The 16,036-nt window shown below is 42.7% G+C and carries 15 protein-coding genes; 10 read left to right on the top strand and 5 right to left on the bottom strand.

The genetic code is table 11. The features are described from left to right. Positions 1–394 precede the first annotated feature (394 nt). On the top strand, positions 395–2,995 hold the full coding sequence (locus CAL7507_RS19975; protein WP_015130303.1) for a CHAT domain-containing protein: 2,601 nt from the start codon (positions 395–397) through the stop codon (positions 2,993–2,995). An 868-nt stretch (positions 2,996–3,863) separates the two neighbouring features. Here the strand turns inward: CAL7507_RS19975 and CAL7507_RS19970 are convergent. Then, on the bottom strand, positions 3,864–4,244 hold the full coding sequence (locus CAL7507_RS19970) for a hypothetical protein (protein ID WP_015130302.1): 381 nt from the start codon (positions 4,242–4,244) through the stop codon (positions 3,864–3,866). Between the two features lie 30 nt (positions 4,245–4,274). On the opposite strand from CAL7507_RS19970, the gene CAL7507_RS19965 reads away from it, so the two are divergent. After that, positions 4,275–4,556 (top strand): hypothetical protein, encoded by a 282-nt coding sequence (locus CAL7507_RS19965; protein ID WP_369750783.1) that lies wholly within the window; start codon positions 4,275–4,277, stop codon positions 4,554–4,556. Between the two features lie 189 nt (positions 4,557–4,745). On the opposite strand, the gene CAL7507_RS19960 is transcribed toward CAL7507_RS19965, so the two are convergent. Continuing rightward, positions 4,746–6,851 (bottom strand): M3 family metallopeptidase, encoded by a 2,106-nt coding sequence (locus CAL7507_RS19960; RefSeq protein ID WP_015130300.1) that lies wholly within the window; start codon positions 6,849–6,851, stop codon positions 4,746–4,748. Positions 6,852–7,026: 175 nt separating this feature from the next. Between CAL7507_RS19960 and CAL7507_RS33160 the strand changes: the two genes are divergently transcribed. Continuing rightward, positions 7,027–7,149, top strand: a complete 123-nt coding sequence (locus CAL7507_RS33160; RefSeq protein WP_369750782.1) for a hypothetical protein — start codon at positions 7,027–7,029, stop codon at positions 7,147–7,149. A gap of 359 nt (positions 7,150–7,508) precedes the next feature. After that, on the top strand, positions 7,509–7,634 hold the full coding sequence (locus CAL7507_RS33465) for a hypothetical protein (protein ID WP_255348317.1): 126 nt from the start codon (positions 7,509–7,511) through the stop codon (positions 7,632–7,634). Between the two features lie 418 nt (positions 7,635–8,052). Here the strand turns inward: CAL7507_RS33465 and CAL7507_RS19955 are convergent, their stop codons facing one another. Further along, the gene (locus tag CAL7507_RS19955; RefSeq protein WP_015130298.1) at positions 8,053–8,427 is read right to left on the bottom strand and encodes a cytochrome c; all 375 of its coding nucleotides are present in this window, start codon (positions 8,425–8,427) and stop codon (positions 8,053–8,055) included. A 209-nt stretch (positions 8,428–8,636) separates the two neighbouring features. Here CAL7507_RS19955 and petG point away from each other — a divergent pair, with 209 nt between their 5' ends. Beyond that, a complete protein-coding gene (petG, locus tag CAL7507_RS19950; RefSeq protein WP_015130297.1) occupies positions 8,637–8,750 on the top strand; it encodes a cytochrome b6-f complex subunit V in 114 nt (37 codons plus the stop codon). Positions 8,751–8,831: 81 nt separating this feature from the next. On the opposite strand, the gene rsmD is transcribed toward petG, so the two are convergent. Both rsmD and hisH read right to left on the bottom strand, forming a co-directional pair. Continuing rightward, positions 8,832–9,377, bottom strand: coding sequence for a 16S rRNA (guanine(966)-N(2))-methyltransferase RsmD (rsmD, locus tag CAL7507_RS19945; RefSeq protein ID WP_015130296.1), 546 nt, complete (start codon positions 9,375–9,377; stop codon positions 8,832–8,834). A gap of 104 nt (positions 9,378–9,481) precedes the next feature. Continuing rightward, complete coding sequence (hisH, locus tag CAL7507_RS19940; RefSeq protein WP_015130295.1) at positions 9,482–10,117, bottom strand: imidazole glycerol phosphate synthase subunit HisH; 636 nt, start codon at positions 10,115–10,117, stop codon at positions 9,482–9,484. A 58-nt stretch (positions 10,118–10,175) separates the two neighbouring features. Here hisH and CAL7507_RS19935 point away from each other — a divergent pair, with 58 nt between their 5' ends. The 5 genes from CAL7507_RS19935 to CAL7507_RS19915 all read left to right on the top strand — a co-directional run bounded on the left by CAL7507_RS19935 (position 10,176) and on the right by CAL7507_RS19915 (position 15,945). Next, a complete protein-coding gene (locus CAL7507_RS19935) occupies positions 10,176–10,688 on the top strand; it encodes a hypothetical protein (protein ID WP_015130294.1) in 513 nt (170 codons plus the stop codon). A 40-nt stretch (positions 10,689–10,728) separates the two neighbouring features. Then, complete coding sequence (locus tag CAL7507_RS19930; RefSeq protein ID WP_015130293.1) at positions 10,729–12,120, top strand: DUF3370 domain-containing protein; 1,392 nt, start codon at positions 10,729–10,731, stop codon at positions 12,118–12,120. A 298-nt stretch (positions 12,121–12,418) separates the two neighbouring features. Then, the gene (locus CAL7507_RS19925; RefSeq protein WP_015130292.1) at positions 12,419–13,039 is read left to right on the top strand and encodes a DUF1003 domain-containing protein; all 621 of its coding nucleotides are present in this window, start codon (positions 12,419–12,421) and stop codon (positions 13,037–13,039) included. Positions 13,040–13,156: 117 nt separating this feature from the next. After that, positions 13,157–14,635 (top strand): alpha-amylase, encoded by a 1,479-nt coding sequence (locus CAL7507_RS19920; RefSeq protein WP_015130291.1) that lies wholly within the window; start codon positions 13,157–13,159, stop codon positions 14,633–14,635. A gap of 206 nt (positions 14,636–14,841) precedes the next feature. Continuing rightward, complete coding sequence (locus tag CAL7507_RS19915) at positions 14,842–15,945, top strand: AI-2E family transporter (RefSeq protein WP_015130290.1); 1,104 nt, start codon at positions 14,842–14,844, stop codon at positions 15,943–15,945. Positions 15,946–16,036 lie beyond the last annotated feature (91 nt).

The raw sequence follows: 16,036 nt of genomic DNA, 5'->3' as shown, positions 1-16,036 counted from the left end.
AATTTCTGCAAATGCTTCAATCAGTGCAACATAGGTTACGTGATTGATAAGTAATGTTTAAGTATTTGTATCTCATGTATAAACAATTGCAGCTTTTGTTAAAGCATGAGTTGCTATGGTTTAAACAATTGCATTTCAGGCTGTAGCATTCATAAGAATTGTTTAAGTATTTATATCTCAGATATAAACAATTGCTGCAAATGCTTCAATCAGTACAACATAGGTTACGTAATTGATAAGTAATGCTTAAGTATTTGTATCTCATGTATAAACAATTGCAGCTTTTGTTAAGGCATGAGTTGCTCATGTTGCATAATCTATAAGAAACGCTTTAATCGTTGTAGTAATTATTGTAATTACGTTATGTATCAATACCCTACAGCTAAGATATTCTATGATTAAATTCAAATTGGGTGACAGATGGAAGTCTTTGATTATCCTAGGGTTAATGACTTCTCTGTTGTGTATCGTGATTCCTCCCGTTACCGCAACCAACCCGAAAATTAATTCTCCACAATTACAAACTGAGCAATATAATCCCGGTGACTGGCTACAAGAGGGTAAGACGCTATATGATGCGGGACGATTTGCCGAGGCGATTAAAGTTTTGCAACAAGCTGTTGACAATTATCGCAGCCAAGGGAATAAGTTAAGACAAGCTGTTGGGTTAAGTAACCTGGCGTTAGCATATCAAAAGCTGGGACTGTGGCAAGAAGCAGATAAAACAGTCCGAGAAAGTTTGCAACTCTTGGAAGGGGTGAAACTAAATCCTGTAGTTTTAGCGCAAATATTGGATATTCAAGGCAGTATTCAATTAGAGTTGGGACAAGCTGAACAAGCACTGGCGACTTGGCAGCGTGCAGAAGGAATATATAAACAAGTTAATGATCAAAGTGGTGTAGTGAGCGATCGCATTAACCAGGCTCAAGCATGGCAAGTGTTGGGATTTTATCGGCGATCGCTCAAAATATTAACCGAATTACGCTCCACTTTGCAAGCCCAACCCAATTCCCTCACCAAAGCAGTAGAATTGCGATCGCTTGGTGATACTCTGCAATTAGTAGGCGACTTAGAACAATCTCGTCAGGTATTAGCGCAAAGTCTGGAGATTGCCAAAGGTTTGCAGTCTAGTGCAGAGATGAGTGCTACACTATTTAGCCTAGGCAACACGGCTAGGACACAACAGAATATCCCAGCAGCCTTAGACTACTATCAACAAGCAGCGAAACTTGCTTCCACTCCCATCACCAAAATTCAAGCCGCAATTAATCAGTTGAGTTTGCTTGTCGAGACAAGACAAGTTTCCGTAATTGAGACATTATTACCCCAAATTCAAACCCAACTCGTCAACCTACCTCCCAGTCAGTCAGCCATCTATGCACGCATTCATCTGGCGCAGAATTTGATGAAACTGGGGAGTGGCACAGAGAAAACTCAACAATCAAAACTCTTTAATGATACTGCTCAACTACTGGCTACGGCAGTCCAACAAAGCAGAAATTTAGATGATAAACGCGCCGAAGCGTATGCACTGGGTACACTAGGCAGTTTATACGAACAAACTCAACAATGGTCAAATGCTCAAGAAGTTACCCAAAAGGCTCTAGTTTTAACTCAAACCATCAATGCACCGGATATTAATTATCGTTGGTATTGGCAACTAGGAAGGTTGTTGAAAAAACAAGGCGATATTAAAGGCGCAATTACTGCTTATGATACAGCTATTAGTGAATTGCGATCGCTTCGTAGTGATTTAGTTGCCGTTAACCGCGATGTCCAATATAGCTTTAAAGAAAGCGTCGAGCCAGTGTATCGCCAGTCTGTAGAGTTATTACTACAATCCTCTCCTAATTTAAAAAATTTAGAAATAGCTAGACAAAGAATTGAATCGTTGCAACTAGCAGAACTAGATGATTTTTTTCGTCAAGCTTGCATCAATGCTAGAACAGTAGTGCTAGATGAAATGGTAGACAAAGATAATCCTACATCCGCTATCATCTACCCAATTATTCTACCTCAGCAGCTACAAGTAATTATCAAAATTCCCCAGCAACCACTACACCGATATGTAGTTAATCAGTCACAACAGGAAGTAGAAAGTACTTTAACAGAATTGCGTGAGGCTCTTTTAGAACCTGAGAAGGAAGAAGAAGTGCAGACGCTTGCCAAAAAAGTCTATGATTGGTTAATTCCAGCAGAAATTGAGACAAATTTGGCAAAAATTAACGTTAATACCCTCGTATTTGTCTTAGATGGAGCCTTGCGAAATATCCCAATGGCAGCATTATACGACGGACAAAAATATCTAGTCGAAAAATATGCCGTTGCTTTGAGTTTAGGACTACAGTTAATTGCTCCTAAATCTTTAACACAAGCACCACTCAACGTTTTAGCAGCAGGTTTAGTTCAACCACCAAAAGCATTTCAGAAGTTTCCACCTTTACCAGAAATTCAATCAGAGTTAAATTTAATCGCCCAAGCTGGAATTTCCACTAGACAATTGTTAAATAATGACTTCACTAGTAACGCACTAGAAAAAAATGTCAATACAAAAACTTTTAATGTCTTGCATTTAGCAACCCACGGTCAATTTAGCTCCCGTCCTGAAGATACTTTTATCTTAGCTAATGATGGGCCAATCAATGTTTTGCAGTTCGACAACTTACTACGTCGTCAAGATGCAACTCCCTCCCAATCTCTAGAAATGCTAGTTTTAAGTGCTTGTGAAACAGCCACAGGCGATAATCGCGCTACATTAGGTTTAGCTGGGGCATCTGTAAAGGCAGGCGCACGTAGTACCTTAGCTTCACTGTGGCATATTAACGATAAATCTACTGCTATTCTAATTGGCGAATTTTACCGTGAGTTAGTTAAAAACAAGGTGACAAAAGCTGAAGCTTTGCGTCATGCCCAAATAAAATTATTAAGAGATTACCCTAATTACAGTCGTCCTGGATATTGGGCACCTTATATCTTAGTTGGTAATTGGCTTTGAGTAAAAGTCACGATTGATGTATCAAATATTGTTACCCCACCCTAACCCTCCCCTTTCTAAGGCTACGGTGTACACACAAGTACTATCTGAAAGGGTTTCAAGCGTTATAGACCCCTTAAATTGTCATTACGAGTGGAGCGTTCGCGTCTCGTAGAGAAGTAATACCAATTTAAAAAAAGAATGCAACAGATGGGTAGGGGCACGGCTTCCATAGACTTTCGGGAAAATCGATAGTTTATGGGTGCCGTGCCCGTACGAAGAATGTATGTGTTGCAAACATTATTTGAATTGGTATAATCGCGGCGTTGCATAAATGCGGGATGAATTGAGACTTTTGGACAAAGCAGAATATTGATTCTTTGCGTCTACCCTTCGGGAACGACTTCTCTGCGAGACGCTGCGCGAACGTCGAATGCGCCTACCCTGCGGGAAGCCGCTCCGCGTCTATGCGTGAGACAAAAATCATCCCATTAATCAGCAACGCCCAAGACTTGTGTGTACACCGTAGCCTTTCTAAGGGGAGGGAACTGGATTTTCCGGTTTCCCCCCTTACCAAGGGCAGGGCTGTTTCATTCCCTAAGAAGCTTGAAAAATCAAGGGTTCTAGCAAAATAAAATTGATGATTTTGCTACCTGGGTATCGAGAAAATAGACAATCGTACTGTTATTTATGTGCTGAATATTCTGTTTCATCGTTACCCATACTTATGATTTTTATCGCTAACCATCTTGACAAATCCTGTTTGAGAGGGAACGAAACAGCCCTGCTTACCAAGGGGGGATTAAGGGGGGTAACAGTGCAATTAAAATCACAGGGAAAAACTTTTCAAACAACCTCTAAGATACTCTGATAAATTATCAGATAAGTTTTACTTTAACGCTTTCAGTGCTTCTAGCAAACATACTCTTGCTTGCCACATTTCAAACAACCTTTGTTGCACACTCCTGTAATCAATCCGTTTCATCCATATTCCCTGCAATGCTGCTCTAATTAGTACTCTTTGTGCTGGTGTTGGTTGTCCAATCACATCAAGAGCCTTTTCTATGTCAAGTACTACAGTCGCACTGGGGAATCGTTTCAAACCTCTGCCGTTCTCACAATCTTCCATTCCTCTGACTTCAGCAGACAATAGCGCTGCAATCCAGGTGGATTCATAGGCTGGATTACCTATTGGCTCAATCCCTAAATTTTTGCCTAATTGTTGCAACTCATCAACTGACTTGCTTACCAACTCATCACGTGTAAACATATAAGTGCCTCTTAATAGGGGTTTCAGTGGTTGACACCGTCCAAAGTAGCAACCACTGAATTAAAACTCTATTCGATTGCTATCATTCGATTCAAGCTATATTTACATCTCGCAACAATGCCAAATCCAAAGGGAACACCTGAAAATTTAGAGCCTGGGAAGAGAAAAGGTGATGAACCCTTGACTGAACAGATTAACTTACGTGTTACCAAGGGAATGAAGGAAGAAATACAGCAGCTAGATGATCCTCCTGAGTTCTGTAGGGATGCCATCAGAAAGGCGCTGGATGAACGCAATAGCAAGGATAAGTAAGCATCATACAGAAAAACAACTCCACGGAGCCGTGAGGTTGCTTAATATATAAGTTCAGTTTTTGTAAGTAGAGGCTGGAGTGAGACTATTACTTCCCCAACGTGTGTCTCATACTACTGTGATTGTTGTCACTTCAGAGGAGCAGCTCGGCCAGTTTTGAATGTGTCCAAAAGTGTAAGCAGACATCCCTTATACCGTAGCGGCTAGACCGTTGTGTCTGAGTAAAGGACTAGTACTAGGTTCTCGACCTCGGAAGGTCTTAAATACCTCCATTGGGTGCTTACTACCACCAAGTGCCAGTACTGTATCACGGTAGCGCTTACCTATAGCTTTTATTGCTTCTTCGTCTTCTAGCCCGGCTTCTTCAAAGGCAGCAAAAGCGTCAGCGCTGAGTACTTCTGCCCACTTGTAACTGTAGTATCCGGCGGCATAACCACCTTCAAAAACATGACCAAAAGCACATAAAAAAGCATCTTCTGGCAGTGGTGGCAAAACGGTAGTAGTCTTGGCGATGCGATCGCGTACTGCTGTCGGCGTTTCGGTGCTACCGGGGCGATAGCGATAGTGTAGTTCTAAATCTACACGGCTAAAGTGGATTTGTCGCAACATGCCACTGCCGCTCATATAATTGCGTGCTGCAAGCAGCTTTTGGTAATAATGCTCTGGTAGGGGTTCCCCGGTTTCATAATGCTTGGCTAGTCCAAACAAAGTGGGTCGCTCATAGCACCAGTTTTCCATAAACTGGCTAGGTAATTCTACGGCATCCCACTCAACGTTATTAATACCTGATGCTCCTGTGTAGTCTACCTTGGTGAGCATATGCTGCAGACCATGACCAAACTCATGGAACAAAGTTTCTACTTCATAGAAAGTCATCAAACTAGGTTTACCATCAACTGGGGGCGTTTGGTTACAAATCAAATACGCCACAGGTAAGCGGATGGTAGTCACACCATTTTCAGTGATTTTGCCACGGTTGATGCACACATCCATCCAAGCGCCACCGCGCTTTTGGGCGGGACGGCTGTAAGGATCTAAGTAGAAGTAGGCGATCGCATTACCCGTTTCATCAGCAATCTGAAAATAACGCACATCCTCATGCCAGACTGGGGCTTGCCCATCTGCAGGAGTCACAGTCACACCAAATAGCCGTTTCACCAAGCCAAATAAACCATCCAAAACTTGAGGAAGAGGGAAGTAAGGGCGTAATTCTTCAGCAGTGAAGGCAAATTTCTCTTCTCGCTGGCGTTCTGCCCAAAAGCTAATATCCCAGTGTTTTAAATCTTGCGCTTCTGCTGCGCCCTTCTCGGCAGCAAAGGCTTTAAGTGCTGCTAAATCTTGAATAGCAGCATCATAACTGGAGCCTCGCAGTTCTTCTAACAGCGCCTCAACGGCTTCAACATTTGGCGCCATTTTACTAGCAAGGCTCAACTCAGCAAAATTCCCATAGCCCAGTAAATTGCTGAGTTCTTGCCGTAACGCTAAAACACGGACAATTAATGGATTATTATCCAAATCACCCGATGCCGCACGAGTGATATGAGCCTTGTATACCTGTTCACGCAAATCCCGCCGGGTGCTGTGCTGCAGGAAAGGGCCATAGCTGGGGGAGTCCAAGGTGATTCGCCAGGGGCCATTTTCTGGTGTAGCGTTTTCGTCACCCGCAGCCCGTGCAGCTTGGGCGGCGAGACTGATTAAGCTTTGGGGTAAACCGTCAATTTCTGCTTTGGTGAAGAGAGTTAAACTAAAAGCTTTAGTTGCATCTAGCAGATGGTTTGAGAACTTGGTGGAAAGTTCTGCTAACTCCATCTGAATAGCGTTGAAACGTTCCCTTTCCTCTCCTTGTAAACCCACACCAGAAAGTTCGGCATCTCGGATAGCACCTTGGACAATCCGCTGTTGGGCTGAGTCTAAAGTTACCCAGGTATCACTATTGCGGAGTGCTTTAAAAGCGTTGTAAACCGGTTGGCTTTGACCAAGCTTGTTGATAAACTGTACCACTTGTGGTTGTACAGTTTCATGAGCTGCGCGGAGTTCGGGGCTATCCTTCACACCCATTAAATGGTTAACTATGCCCCAACTCCAAGAAAGCCGTTCCGTCAGCCTTTCTAGAGGTACCACTAAACCGTTCCAAGTCGGCTGTAGATTCGCCTCTAAAGTAGCAAGCTGTTTGTCGAGTTCTGCTAATAGCTGGTTAAAAGCTGGTACTACTTGCTCTGGTTGAATATCTGCAAAGGGAGGTAAACCGGAACCCTTGAGTAAGGGGGAATCAGAAATAGTGACATTTGCACTCATAGTTTTGTGTGAGTTACCTATCTATGACTAGTGAACAATCATTTTTAGTTATATATCTTTTAATGTAGCGATCGCCGCAGCATTTAGCTTTGCTAGAATGCCAAGGTGGCAAAAAAAAACTAGCCAGACAACTAAATTTTTTCGTTAACCAAGATTAATGCTCTGGGATGCAGCCATGATTTTTGCCCTAGTGAAAAAGCCATCGGTGTTGGCTTTGTGTGCAGTTGCTCGAGGTGGTGTGGTATTTTTGGGCATTCACGTGAGCGATATTCCTGCTTTTACCGATAAAATTCTTTAGGAAGAACGCGTATCAAAGTCTGTTGCTAATTTGAATTGCCAAAATAGCCTTAATTTAGAGTGACTTACTAAAGAATAATGTTGATTTCTCGATTACCCAAATCTAAGTATTTGTAGGGTGGGCATTGCCCACCAACACCATGATACGGTGGGCATTGCCCATCCTACGTGTATTTCAGAAACCAAATACTAATCCTATATAAGAAAACTGAGTACATAATTATACAAAATTCAGTAAACAGGCAATAAATAAATATGTCAGTACAAGAATATAAAGCATGAAAAGTAGTTGCCGCATTTGGGGAATTTACAATTACTATTTTTTTACCACCAATACCACCCAATGAACAATTAGAACTTTTGAGGCAAAAAGTAATTACTCATACTAATAGTTTTGTCGAAATGGGTGCGTGGAATCAACCCCTATCAGAGGAAGAAATTGAAGAATTTCTGATAAATGTCAAAATCCAGCCTACAGAATCCTAAGCTAATGTTAGTAAGCGATTAAGCTATAAAATCCTTCAGATTCAGCTTTTATATAGCCCCAATCTAGTTGTCTTTTTATCCATGTCTTAATACCTAACATCTGGATTTTCTCTCGATAATGTTTGATTTGAGATACTTGGAACAGCAAGAGATTCGAGGGCGGGAAAACCCCACCCTTACAGGCTTGGTGATTTAAAACTGCACCTCACTGATCTGAAAACCGCTAACTGTTAAATATAGCAAGATTAAGTTACGAGGCTGATATTAATCAGTAATAATACTGAAGAATTTGTCGGTTATGTTGGTAAGCTGATACGCATTTAATTTTTCCACGTGGGAATAGGGGATGTGGGAAAGAGGATCAGTGAAAAATTATCCATGATTCTTGCCCAATCCCCTATTCCCCATTCCCTAACTTCTACAATGATTCCAAATAGCTCAAGAGGTCTGCCATTTCTTGAGTGCTAGGCTGGAATTTTGGCATCGGCGGCGTTTCACCACTAATAACTTGGTGAATTAGTCCATATCGGGATTTATGCTTAGAAACGGCTTGTAAACTAGGACCGACTCGCCCATCTGCGGCCAAACCGTGACAACCTGCACAATTAATTTGAAAGATGGCGTGTCCTTGAATTGGGTCTCCTGTTTGAGATAAAACACTCTTGACATATGGATCAGAGGCTAGAACCATCTGAACACCAAAAATGCCCAAAGGGACTGCTAGCAGTATCGCCAGAGCCAACAAGGCGATCCGCTGAATCAGAGTTTCAGGTGTGGTAATCTGGTTATCCAAAAGGTTTGCACTAAAAGTTTAGGTGTACTAAATAAATTTCATTTCATACACATAGCTTAAAAGTTCTTGATGGTGTCTGCAAGCACAGATCATAGTTTTACAGCTACTTTTTGTCTCCTAAAAACGCTGTGGGGCGTGGGATTCATCACAATTTGGTAAAATCAAAAACAGGAAACGAATATTGAATAATTGCAAAGAGGAGATTTACAGTGGTTGAACCCTTGCTGTCGGGTATTGTCCTTGGTCTGATTGTAGTTACTCTCGCTGGTCTATTTTACGCTGCCTATCGCCAATATAAGCGCCCCAACCAGCTGGGAGGCTAATGAGTGGTGAGGGGGAGTGGGATGAGGGAGAATAATAATCAATTGTTTGCTTCCCTATCTCCCTCATCTCCCCCCACTCCCTCATTCAGCAACTTTGTAGAAAGTCAGGGTTGTGTTGCTGTAAACTTTCTGACGGCATATTTCCCAGTTGGAAATCTCTGGAGGTGTCCAATCTTGGGAACTATGTTCAACGGCTATTTCACCGTCAATATCTAATAGCTGATAGTGAGCGATCGCTTCTAACACTGGCTGATATAATCCACTGGCATAGGGTGGATCAAAATAAATTCTGTCAAATTTCTTCCCTGTAATGGTTTTTACCTGCTGTAGGACATTTCCCCGCAATACCTGAAATTCCTGTCCAGCATTAACCATTTGCTGCCAGTTTTGTTGAATAATGGCACAAGCTCGACTCGATTGTTCAATACCAAATACTAGGCTGGCCCCTCTACACAAAGCCTCTGCACCCATTGAACCAGTACCGGCGCACAAATCCAGCCAGCGACAGTCAGCAATTTTTCCTTGCCAAATATTAAAAACTGCCTCCCGTACTCGCGCACTGGTGGGTCTGGTGTCGTTTCCTGGTAAAGTTTTTAGCTGCCGATTTCCGTAAATTCTGATGGTCATTGGGTAAGAGTCATTGGGTAAGAGTCATTGGTCACTTGTTATTGGTCATTGGTTTTGGGCAAATGACGAAAGACAAAAGACAACTGACAATTAACAAAATGATATTACGCGGCGACTTGTTCACGGACTTGTGCAACAAAATTAGACAGGATTTGCAATCCGATATTCGAGGATTTTTCGGGGTGAAATTGTACTGCCATCAGGTTTTCATAAGCGATCGCAGATGTGATAGTTTGAGTACCGTGGGTAACAGTTGCTGCTCGAATTTGCGGATCAGTTGGGTCAACATAGTAGGAATGGACAAAATACACCCAAGGTGATGACGGTAAATGCTCCCAAAGCAGACTTTTTGGCTGGGTTATTTCTAGTTGATTCCAACCCATGTGGGGAATGGTGATTCCTGGTTCTGGACGAAACCGCCGCACTTTTCCGCGGACAATTCCTAGTCCTGGTTGGGTACCTTCTGCACTTGATTCAAAGAGAATTTGCAATCCCAGACAGATACCTAAGAATGGTTTACCAGATGCAATCACTTCTTTAATGGGTTGTTCTAAACCACGCGCTCGCAAGTTTTGCACTGCTGGATCAAATGCTCCTACTCCTGGCAAAACCACCGCATCTGCTTTTTCTAATTCTTTGGCAGAGTGAGTAATTCTAGGAGTAGCTCCAGCTTTTTCCAAGCCTTTACAGACTGAGTGCAAATTTCCCATATCGTAATCTACGACTGCAATAACTGGCATTGACCTTCTCCTTGTAAATTTATTATGGAGGGTTTTTCTATTCTAAATAATATTCCTCATGAAGAAAAGCATTCTATTAACTTCTTTTGACATTTGGTTGAGTGAACAACAATCTAATTCTTCAGATGATTTACTACTAGAAGTTGCCAAAGGTGATTTTCTCCCTTATAGTTTAACTTTTTTGCACCAATTACCTGTAGATATCCATCTGGCGAGTGAGCGGGTAATTGCCAAAATTCAGGAACTCCAACCGGATTACATTATCTGTTGTGGCATGGCTGCCAAGCGTACACAATTAAGTCTGGAAGTGTGTGCTAGCTATGGAGAAAGTGTTTTGTACACGGGAGTTGATTTAGAAAAATTAGTCTTGGGATCAGCGACAATTGAGATTAGCCATGACTGTGGTAAGTTTGTCTGCGAGGGTCTTTATTATTCCGTGTTAGACTACCTGCGCGAATCGCAACTTGCAGCAAATTGCATTTTTGTCCACGTTCCAGTTTTGCATCAAGAAAATTTGTTAGAGATTCTAGCCGATTTCTTATTAATTGTTAACAAACTGGCACTTTCGTAAATTGCTCGGCGTCTCTTAGGTGAACAAAATAGCCAGTTCTATGTTGCCATTATTACTCAGTTTTTTCCTCGCACAATCGACTCCTCCCACGCCACCACCGGAAGAAGTAGTACAACCGCAAGTGGTGCGTCCTTTGCCGGGACGGTTAGATACAATACCCGTTTTTAACAGCAATAGTCCAGAAGTAGTTTTAAAGGAAGGAATTTTACTTTCAACTTTTCCATCAGCTGGAAAAAAATTTCCCGGCGCGCATTTGAATTTTGCTTTTCAAGGGCGGTTTGATATTTTCGCCCATCATATTGCCAGGGCTGAACCACCAGAGGATTTAAAATCACTTTATCTAGGGATAATTCTACATAACCCAACTTCCCAACCTGTAACAATAAATGTTTTGCAGGGGGCGAGTTATTTAAGTCAACCAGATGCACCGTTTATTAAGTTGCCATCTTTGACTGAAAATAATTCCGGTAAGGTGTTTGCAGGTCCTGGCGATCGCGTCACTAGTGATATCTTAAGAGGACAGCGTCAAGCAATTTTCCCGAACCAAATTGTCATACCACCAGGGCAGAGTCAGATGTTACTAAATTTACCAATTCCTGTGAGGGAATTAACTCCACCCCTGAATGGTCGGTCTACTTTATTAAGATTACGGAGTAGTGGTAAAGTCTATGCAGCTAGCCTGGCGATGTTTGCAAAAATCAATGCTGATGGCAGTGAGCGATACCTGCGGCAACCCGAAGCGGGAACGCCCTCTTTAGAAGAATGGCAGAATTTACTGGATAATGGTGATTTAGCTGGGCCACGAGATAAAACGCCCACTCCCTTAGCAGAAACTGGTAAGCCGAGAATTTATGGGCGTGTCGCTGGGGTGGCGAAGGGTTCCCAGTGGCGCGCTTTATTAGTAGATAGTCCCAAAGCGAAATATTTAACTATTCCCCAACCAGGTCAAGTATTTTCCTACGGTTTAAGCACCTTGGATGGTGGTACTCTGGGGACTGGACAAATTCAGAGTGCAACTATACTAAGGCGCTATCCTGACACCGCCTATCGCGCTCACGGCAACTATGGAATTCAATATAGTTTGAAGTTGCCGTTATATAACAATACCCAAAGTTCTCAAACCGTCAGTGTATCAATCCAGACACCATTGAAGGAAGATCAGTTAATAAAACCAGGGCTACGCTTTTTCAGTACACCAGCGCGTCAAGTATATTTTCGGGGTACAGTGCGGGTACGTTACAAAAATGAACAAGGTGAGTCACAAACTAAATTCATCCATTTAGCGCAGACAAGAGGTCAAATTGGGGAACCGTTGGTGCGATTAAATATCAAACCAGGCGATCGCTCTTTAGTAGAGGTAGACTTGATTTATCCGCCAGATGCAACACCACCGCAGGTATTAACGGTGAGTACTCAAGCTGCAAATCAGTGAAAAAGCACCTTGTGCAGATGTACAGTGACAAATTAAATGACATTGAAACAAATTCTTGTCATCAAGCTACGCCTTACCCACTTTAGACTGGCAGCAATGTATGTTGATATAGCCTGTCAGTTCCCTGTGCTGCTTCTCAGCGGAACGCCAGAGACTTCAGGCTTCACACCCTCAATGACATTAAGAAGGCACAGCGACAAATAAAAAGTCACTGTACATCAGCCTCACTATCTCCATTTGCCGATAGCATCATCAGATAAGCAATAATCGATTAATATCTAGATTCAGGAGTTGTTGCATGAGGCACAACGCAGACGACACGGCCAACAAATACTTCAGTTCAGGTGCTAACAAACTCAAAGAGAAAGCTCCTCGAAATCAAGTTATCACCGCTCCATTACCAGACTCGATCGCCAAAAATATTGAAGCGATTAGTTCACTTCATACCCAGGAAGTTCGAGATATTCCCGCCCACCAGCGGATATTAGAAGCGATCGCTACATTCTTTGGGCGATCAACATCTCTGTATGGTTTGCTAATCATACTAGCTATCTGGATTTTTGGCAGTTTTTTTAATCGCTTTTTGCCATTTAACCTGCCTTTGTTTAGCTGGTCAGATCAAGGCTTAGACGCAGCTGCATTGGTGATTTCAACCGCAGTACTAGTACGACAAACTCGACAAGAAAACTTTGCTGAACAACGGGCGCAACTAATGCTACAGCTGAACCTGCTCTCCGAGCAAAAAATTGCCAAGATTATTGCTCTATTAGAAGAACTTCGTACTGATTTACCTAATGTGATCAATCGGCATGATTTTGAAGCTGAATTAATGCAGGAAGCTGCTGACCCAATCGCGGTATTGGAAGCACTCCAGAAAAACCTAGCTGAAGAGCTGTCATCCACAGAAGAAGACAAATGAGTTGATCTCAGTTTTTAGTAGACTTTTATTTCTATTCAGAGACAAAAAATAAAACTTAATGTACACTCCTTGTGTTGGAAATCACAATTCATCGAAAATTTTACCAGAGGGATACACATGGCTCAGCTGAATGGTGTAATGATGCAGTACTTCCATTGGTATATCCCTCCAGATGGCAATCTTTGGAATGAGTTTAAAGAGAAAGTCAAAGAGTTAGCTGATGCAGGTGTTACATCTGTTTGGTTACCCCCAGCTTACAAAGGAACGGCAGGTGGCTACGATGTTGGCTACGGGGTCTACGATATGTACGATCTAGGCGAGTTTGATCAGAAAGGCTCGGTTAGGACAAAGTACGGCACAAAAGACGAGTATATCGCGGCTGTCAAGGCGGCAAAAGCTGCTGGTATTCGAGTGTATGCTGATATTGTCCTCAACCACAAGTTAGGTGCAGACGAACCCGAAGAAGTAGAAGCAACGCCTTATAATCCAGACGATCGCAACCAGCCCATCGGTGAGATGCAAACGATTAAAGTATGGACTCACTTTACCTTTCCAGGTCGCCAGGGCAAATACTCCAATATGGAATGGCACTGGTGGCACTTCGACGCAGTTGATTACAACGTTTACAACGAAGGTGAAAATGCAGTTTATCTGTTCAAAGATAAAAAATTTGACGACAACGTTGACCTAGAAAAAGGCGCTTTCGACTATCTTATGGGATGCGATCTGGATATGGAGAGTCCAGAAGTGCGTGAGGAGTTGAATCGCTGGGGTGAGTGGTTTGTAGAAACCACTGATGTAGATGGCTTTCGTTTTGATGCCGTTAAACACGTCAGAGCTGGCTTTTTCCCAGAATGGCTGCAACACTGTCGCCAAAAGGCAGGTCGCGATCTTTTTGCTGTTGGTGAGTATTGGTCTTATGAAGTTGAAGCGCTGCACCATTTCATTAGCATCACCGGTGGCGATGTGCTGTTGTTTGATGCGCCATTGCACTATAACTTTAGTGCTGCCAGCAAACAAGGCAATGACTACGATATGCGGCAGATATTTGATAACACCTTGGTGCAACAGCAACCTACTTTAGCCGTCACCTTAGTAGACAATCACGATTCTCAACCCTTGCAGTCGTTAGAGTCTGTAGTGGAAGGCTGGTTTAAACCCTTGGCTTATGCGTTGATTCTACTCCGGGCTGAAGGTTATCCCTGTATCTTCTATGCCGATTACTATGGTGCTCATTATAAGGATAAAGGTCCAGATGGCAATGAGTACGAGATTTGGCTCGATAGTCATCAATGGATAATTGATAAATTTTTGCACGCTCGTCAGACCTATGCCTATGGTGACCAATACGATTACTTCGACCACGCTAATACAATCGGCTGGACACGCAAAGGAGATGAAGAACATCCTGGCGGTATGGCTGTTGTTCTGAGTAATGGAGGAGAAGGGACTAAGTGGATGGAAGTTGGGCAACCCAACAGCACTTACATTGATATCACTGAGCATTTCAGCGAACCCATCACAACGAATGATGAGGGCTGGGCTGATTTTCGATGCAGTGCTGGTTCCGTTTCTGTGTGGATTCCAAAGTCTTAGTCTGGGTTTTAATGGTTAAGATTTGCTTCATCACCGAGAGAGACATCCCTTTAGTCTGTCTGATTGCCTGTCGCTCTGCCTCTTCCCATATTTAGTTTTTCCTGTCAATGCGTAAGTCCTAATTATTCCAGATAGCGATATGCTTTTGCATGATTCCAGCATCCAGGGGTCAAAATAAGGTTAGATATCGCGTGGAGCCGCTACTCATGCAATCAGCAAACAAACTGCCAAAATGGTTAAGTCTCGGACTGGCATTTCCCATCGCCATTCTTAACGGTTGGCTATTAATCCAGGTAATACAGTATTTTCAACCTCTAGTCAGTATTTTCACAGCCGCCGTGATTCTGGCTTTTGTGTTGAACTATCCCATCCAGTTTCTCCAGGAACGTGGAGTAAATCGCAATTTGGCTATTGGGGGAGTGTTGCTGTTAGCTGTGGTGACATTAGTGGCATTAGGTATTATCTTAGTGCCGCTGATTATCGAACAACTTAACGAACTGGCTAACATCTTACCTAGTTGGATAGATTCTGGCACTCAACAATTACAAGCTTTTCAAGATTGGGCTTTAAATCAACAGGAACTTCCCATTAATTTAAGTGGTTTAGTTACCCAAATTTTAGACCGATTATCTAGTCAAATTCAGTCTTTCACTGGTAAAATCCTGACTTTTGCAGTTGATACCATCGGTATTGTCGTCAACGTCTTACTGGCTGTAGTGTTGACTGTCTACATGGTATTGAATGGCGAACGTCTGTGGAACGGCGTTTTTCAGTGGTTTCCTGCACACATTGCTTCCAAAGTACGGCAAATACTGCGGGAGGATTTCCACAATTACTTTATCGGTCAGGCAACGTTGGGGGCTGTGTTGGGATTGACAATTACGCTAGCATTTTTTGCGCTGCAAGTTCCTTTGGCACTACTTTTTGGCATCGGGATTGGCTTGTTTTCTCTTTTCCCTTTTGGTACAGGAATAGGTATCGCCATAGTCAGTTCTTTAGTGGCGTTGCAAAACTTTTGGTTAGGGGTCGAGGTTTTAGGTGTAGCTGTAGCAATTGACCAAGTGAATGCTAATTTTGTCGCACCCCGCATTTTGGGTAATTTGACTGGCTTAAATCCTGTGTGGGTAGTAGTTTCTTTATTGATAGGAGCTAAATTGGGAGGAGTTTTAGGTTTATTAATTGCCATTCCTCTTGCCAGTTTTATTAAGGATATAGCAGATAGTTGGCGGGCAGGTGAATTTATTCAGATAAATACAATTGAGCCGGAATCTGTAAAAGTTGTGAGTGAGACGGCAGGAACTTTTAGTTAAAATTCAACAGATATATAGGATAAATTGTAGGGGCGGGGTTTCCCCGCCCTGGGTTTCCCCGCCCTGGGTTTCCTCAGAACTCAGAACTGAG

The sequence above is a fragment of the Calothrix sp. PCC 7507 genome, from assembly GCF_000316575.1.
Classification (GTDB): Bacteria; Cyanobacteriota; Cyanobacteriia; order Cyanobacteriales; family Nostocaceae; genus Fortiea.
Note: the sequence above shows the minus strand (reverse complement) of the source record. Positions and strands in the feature narration are given on the sequence as shown.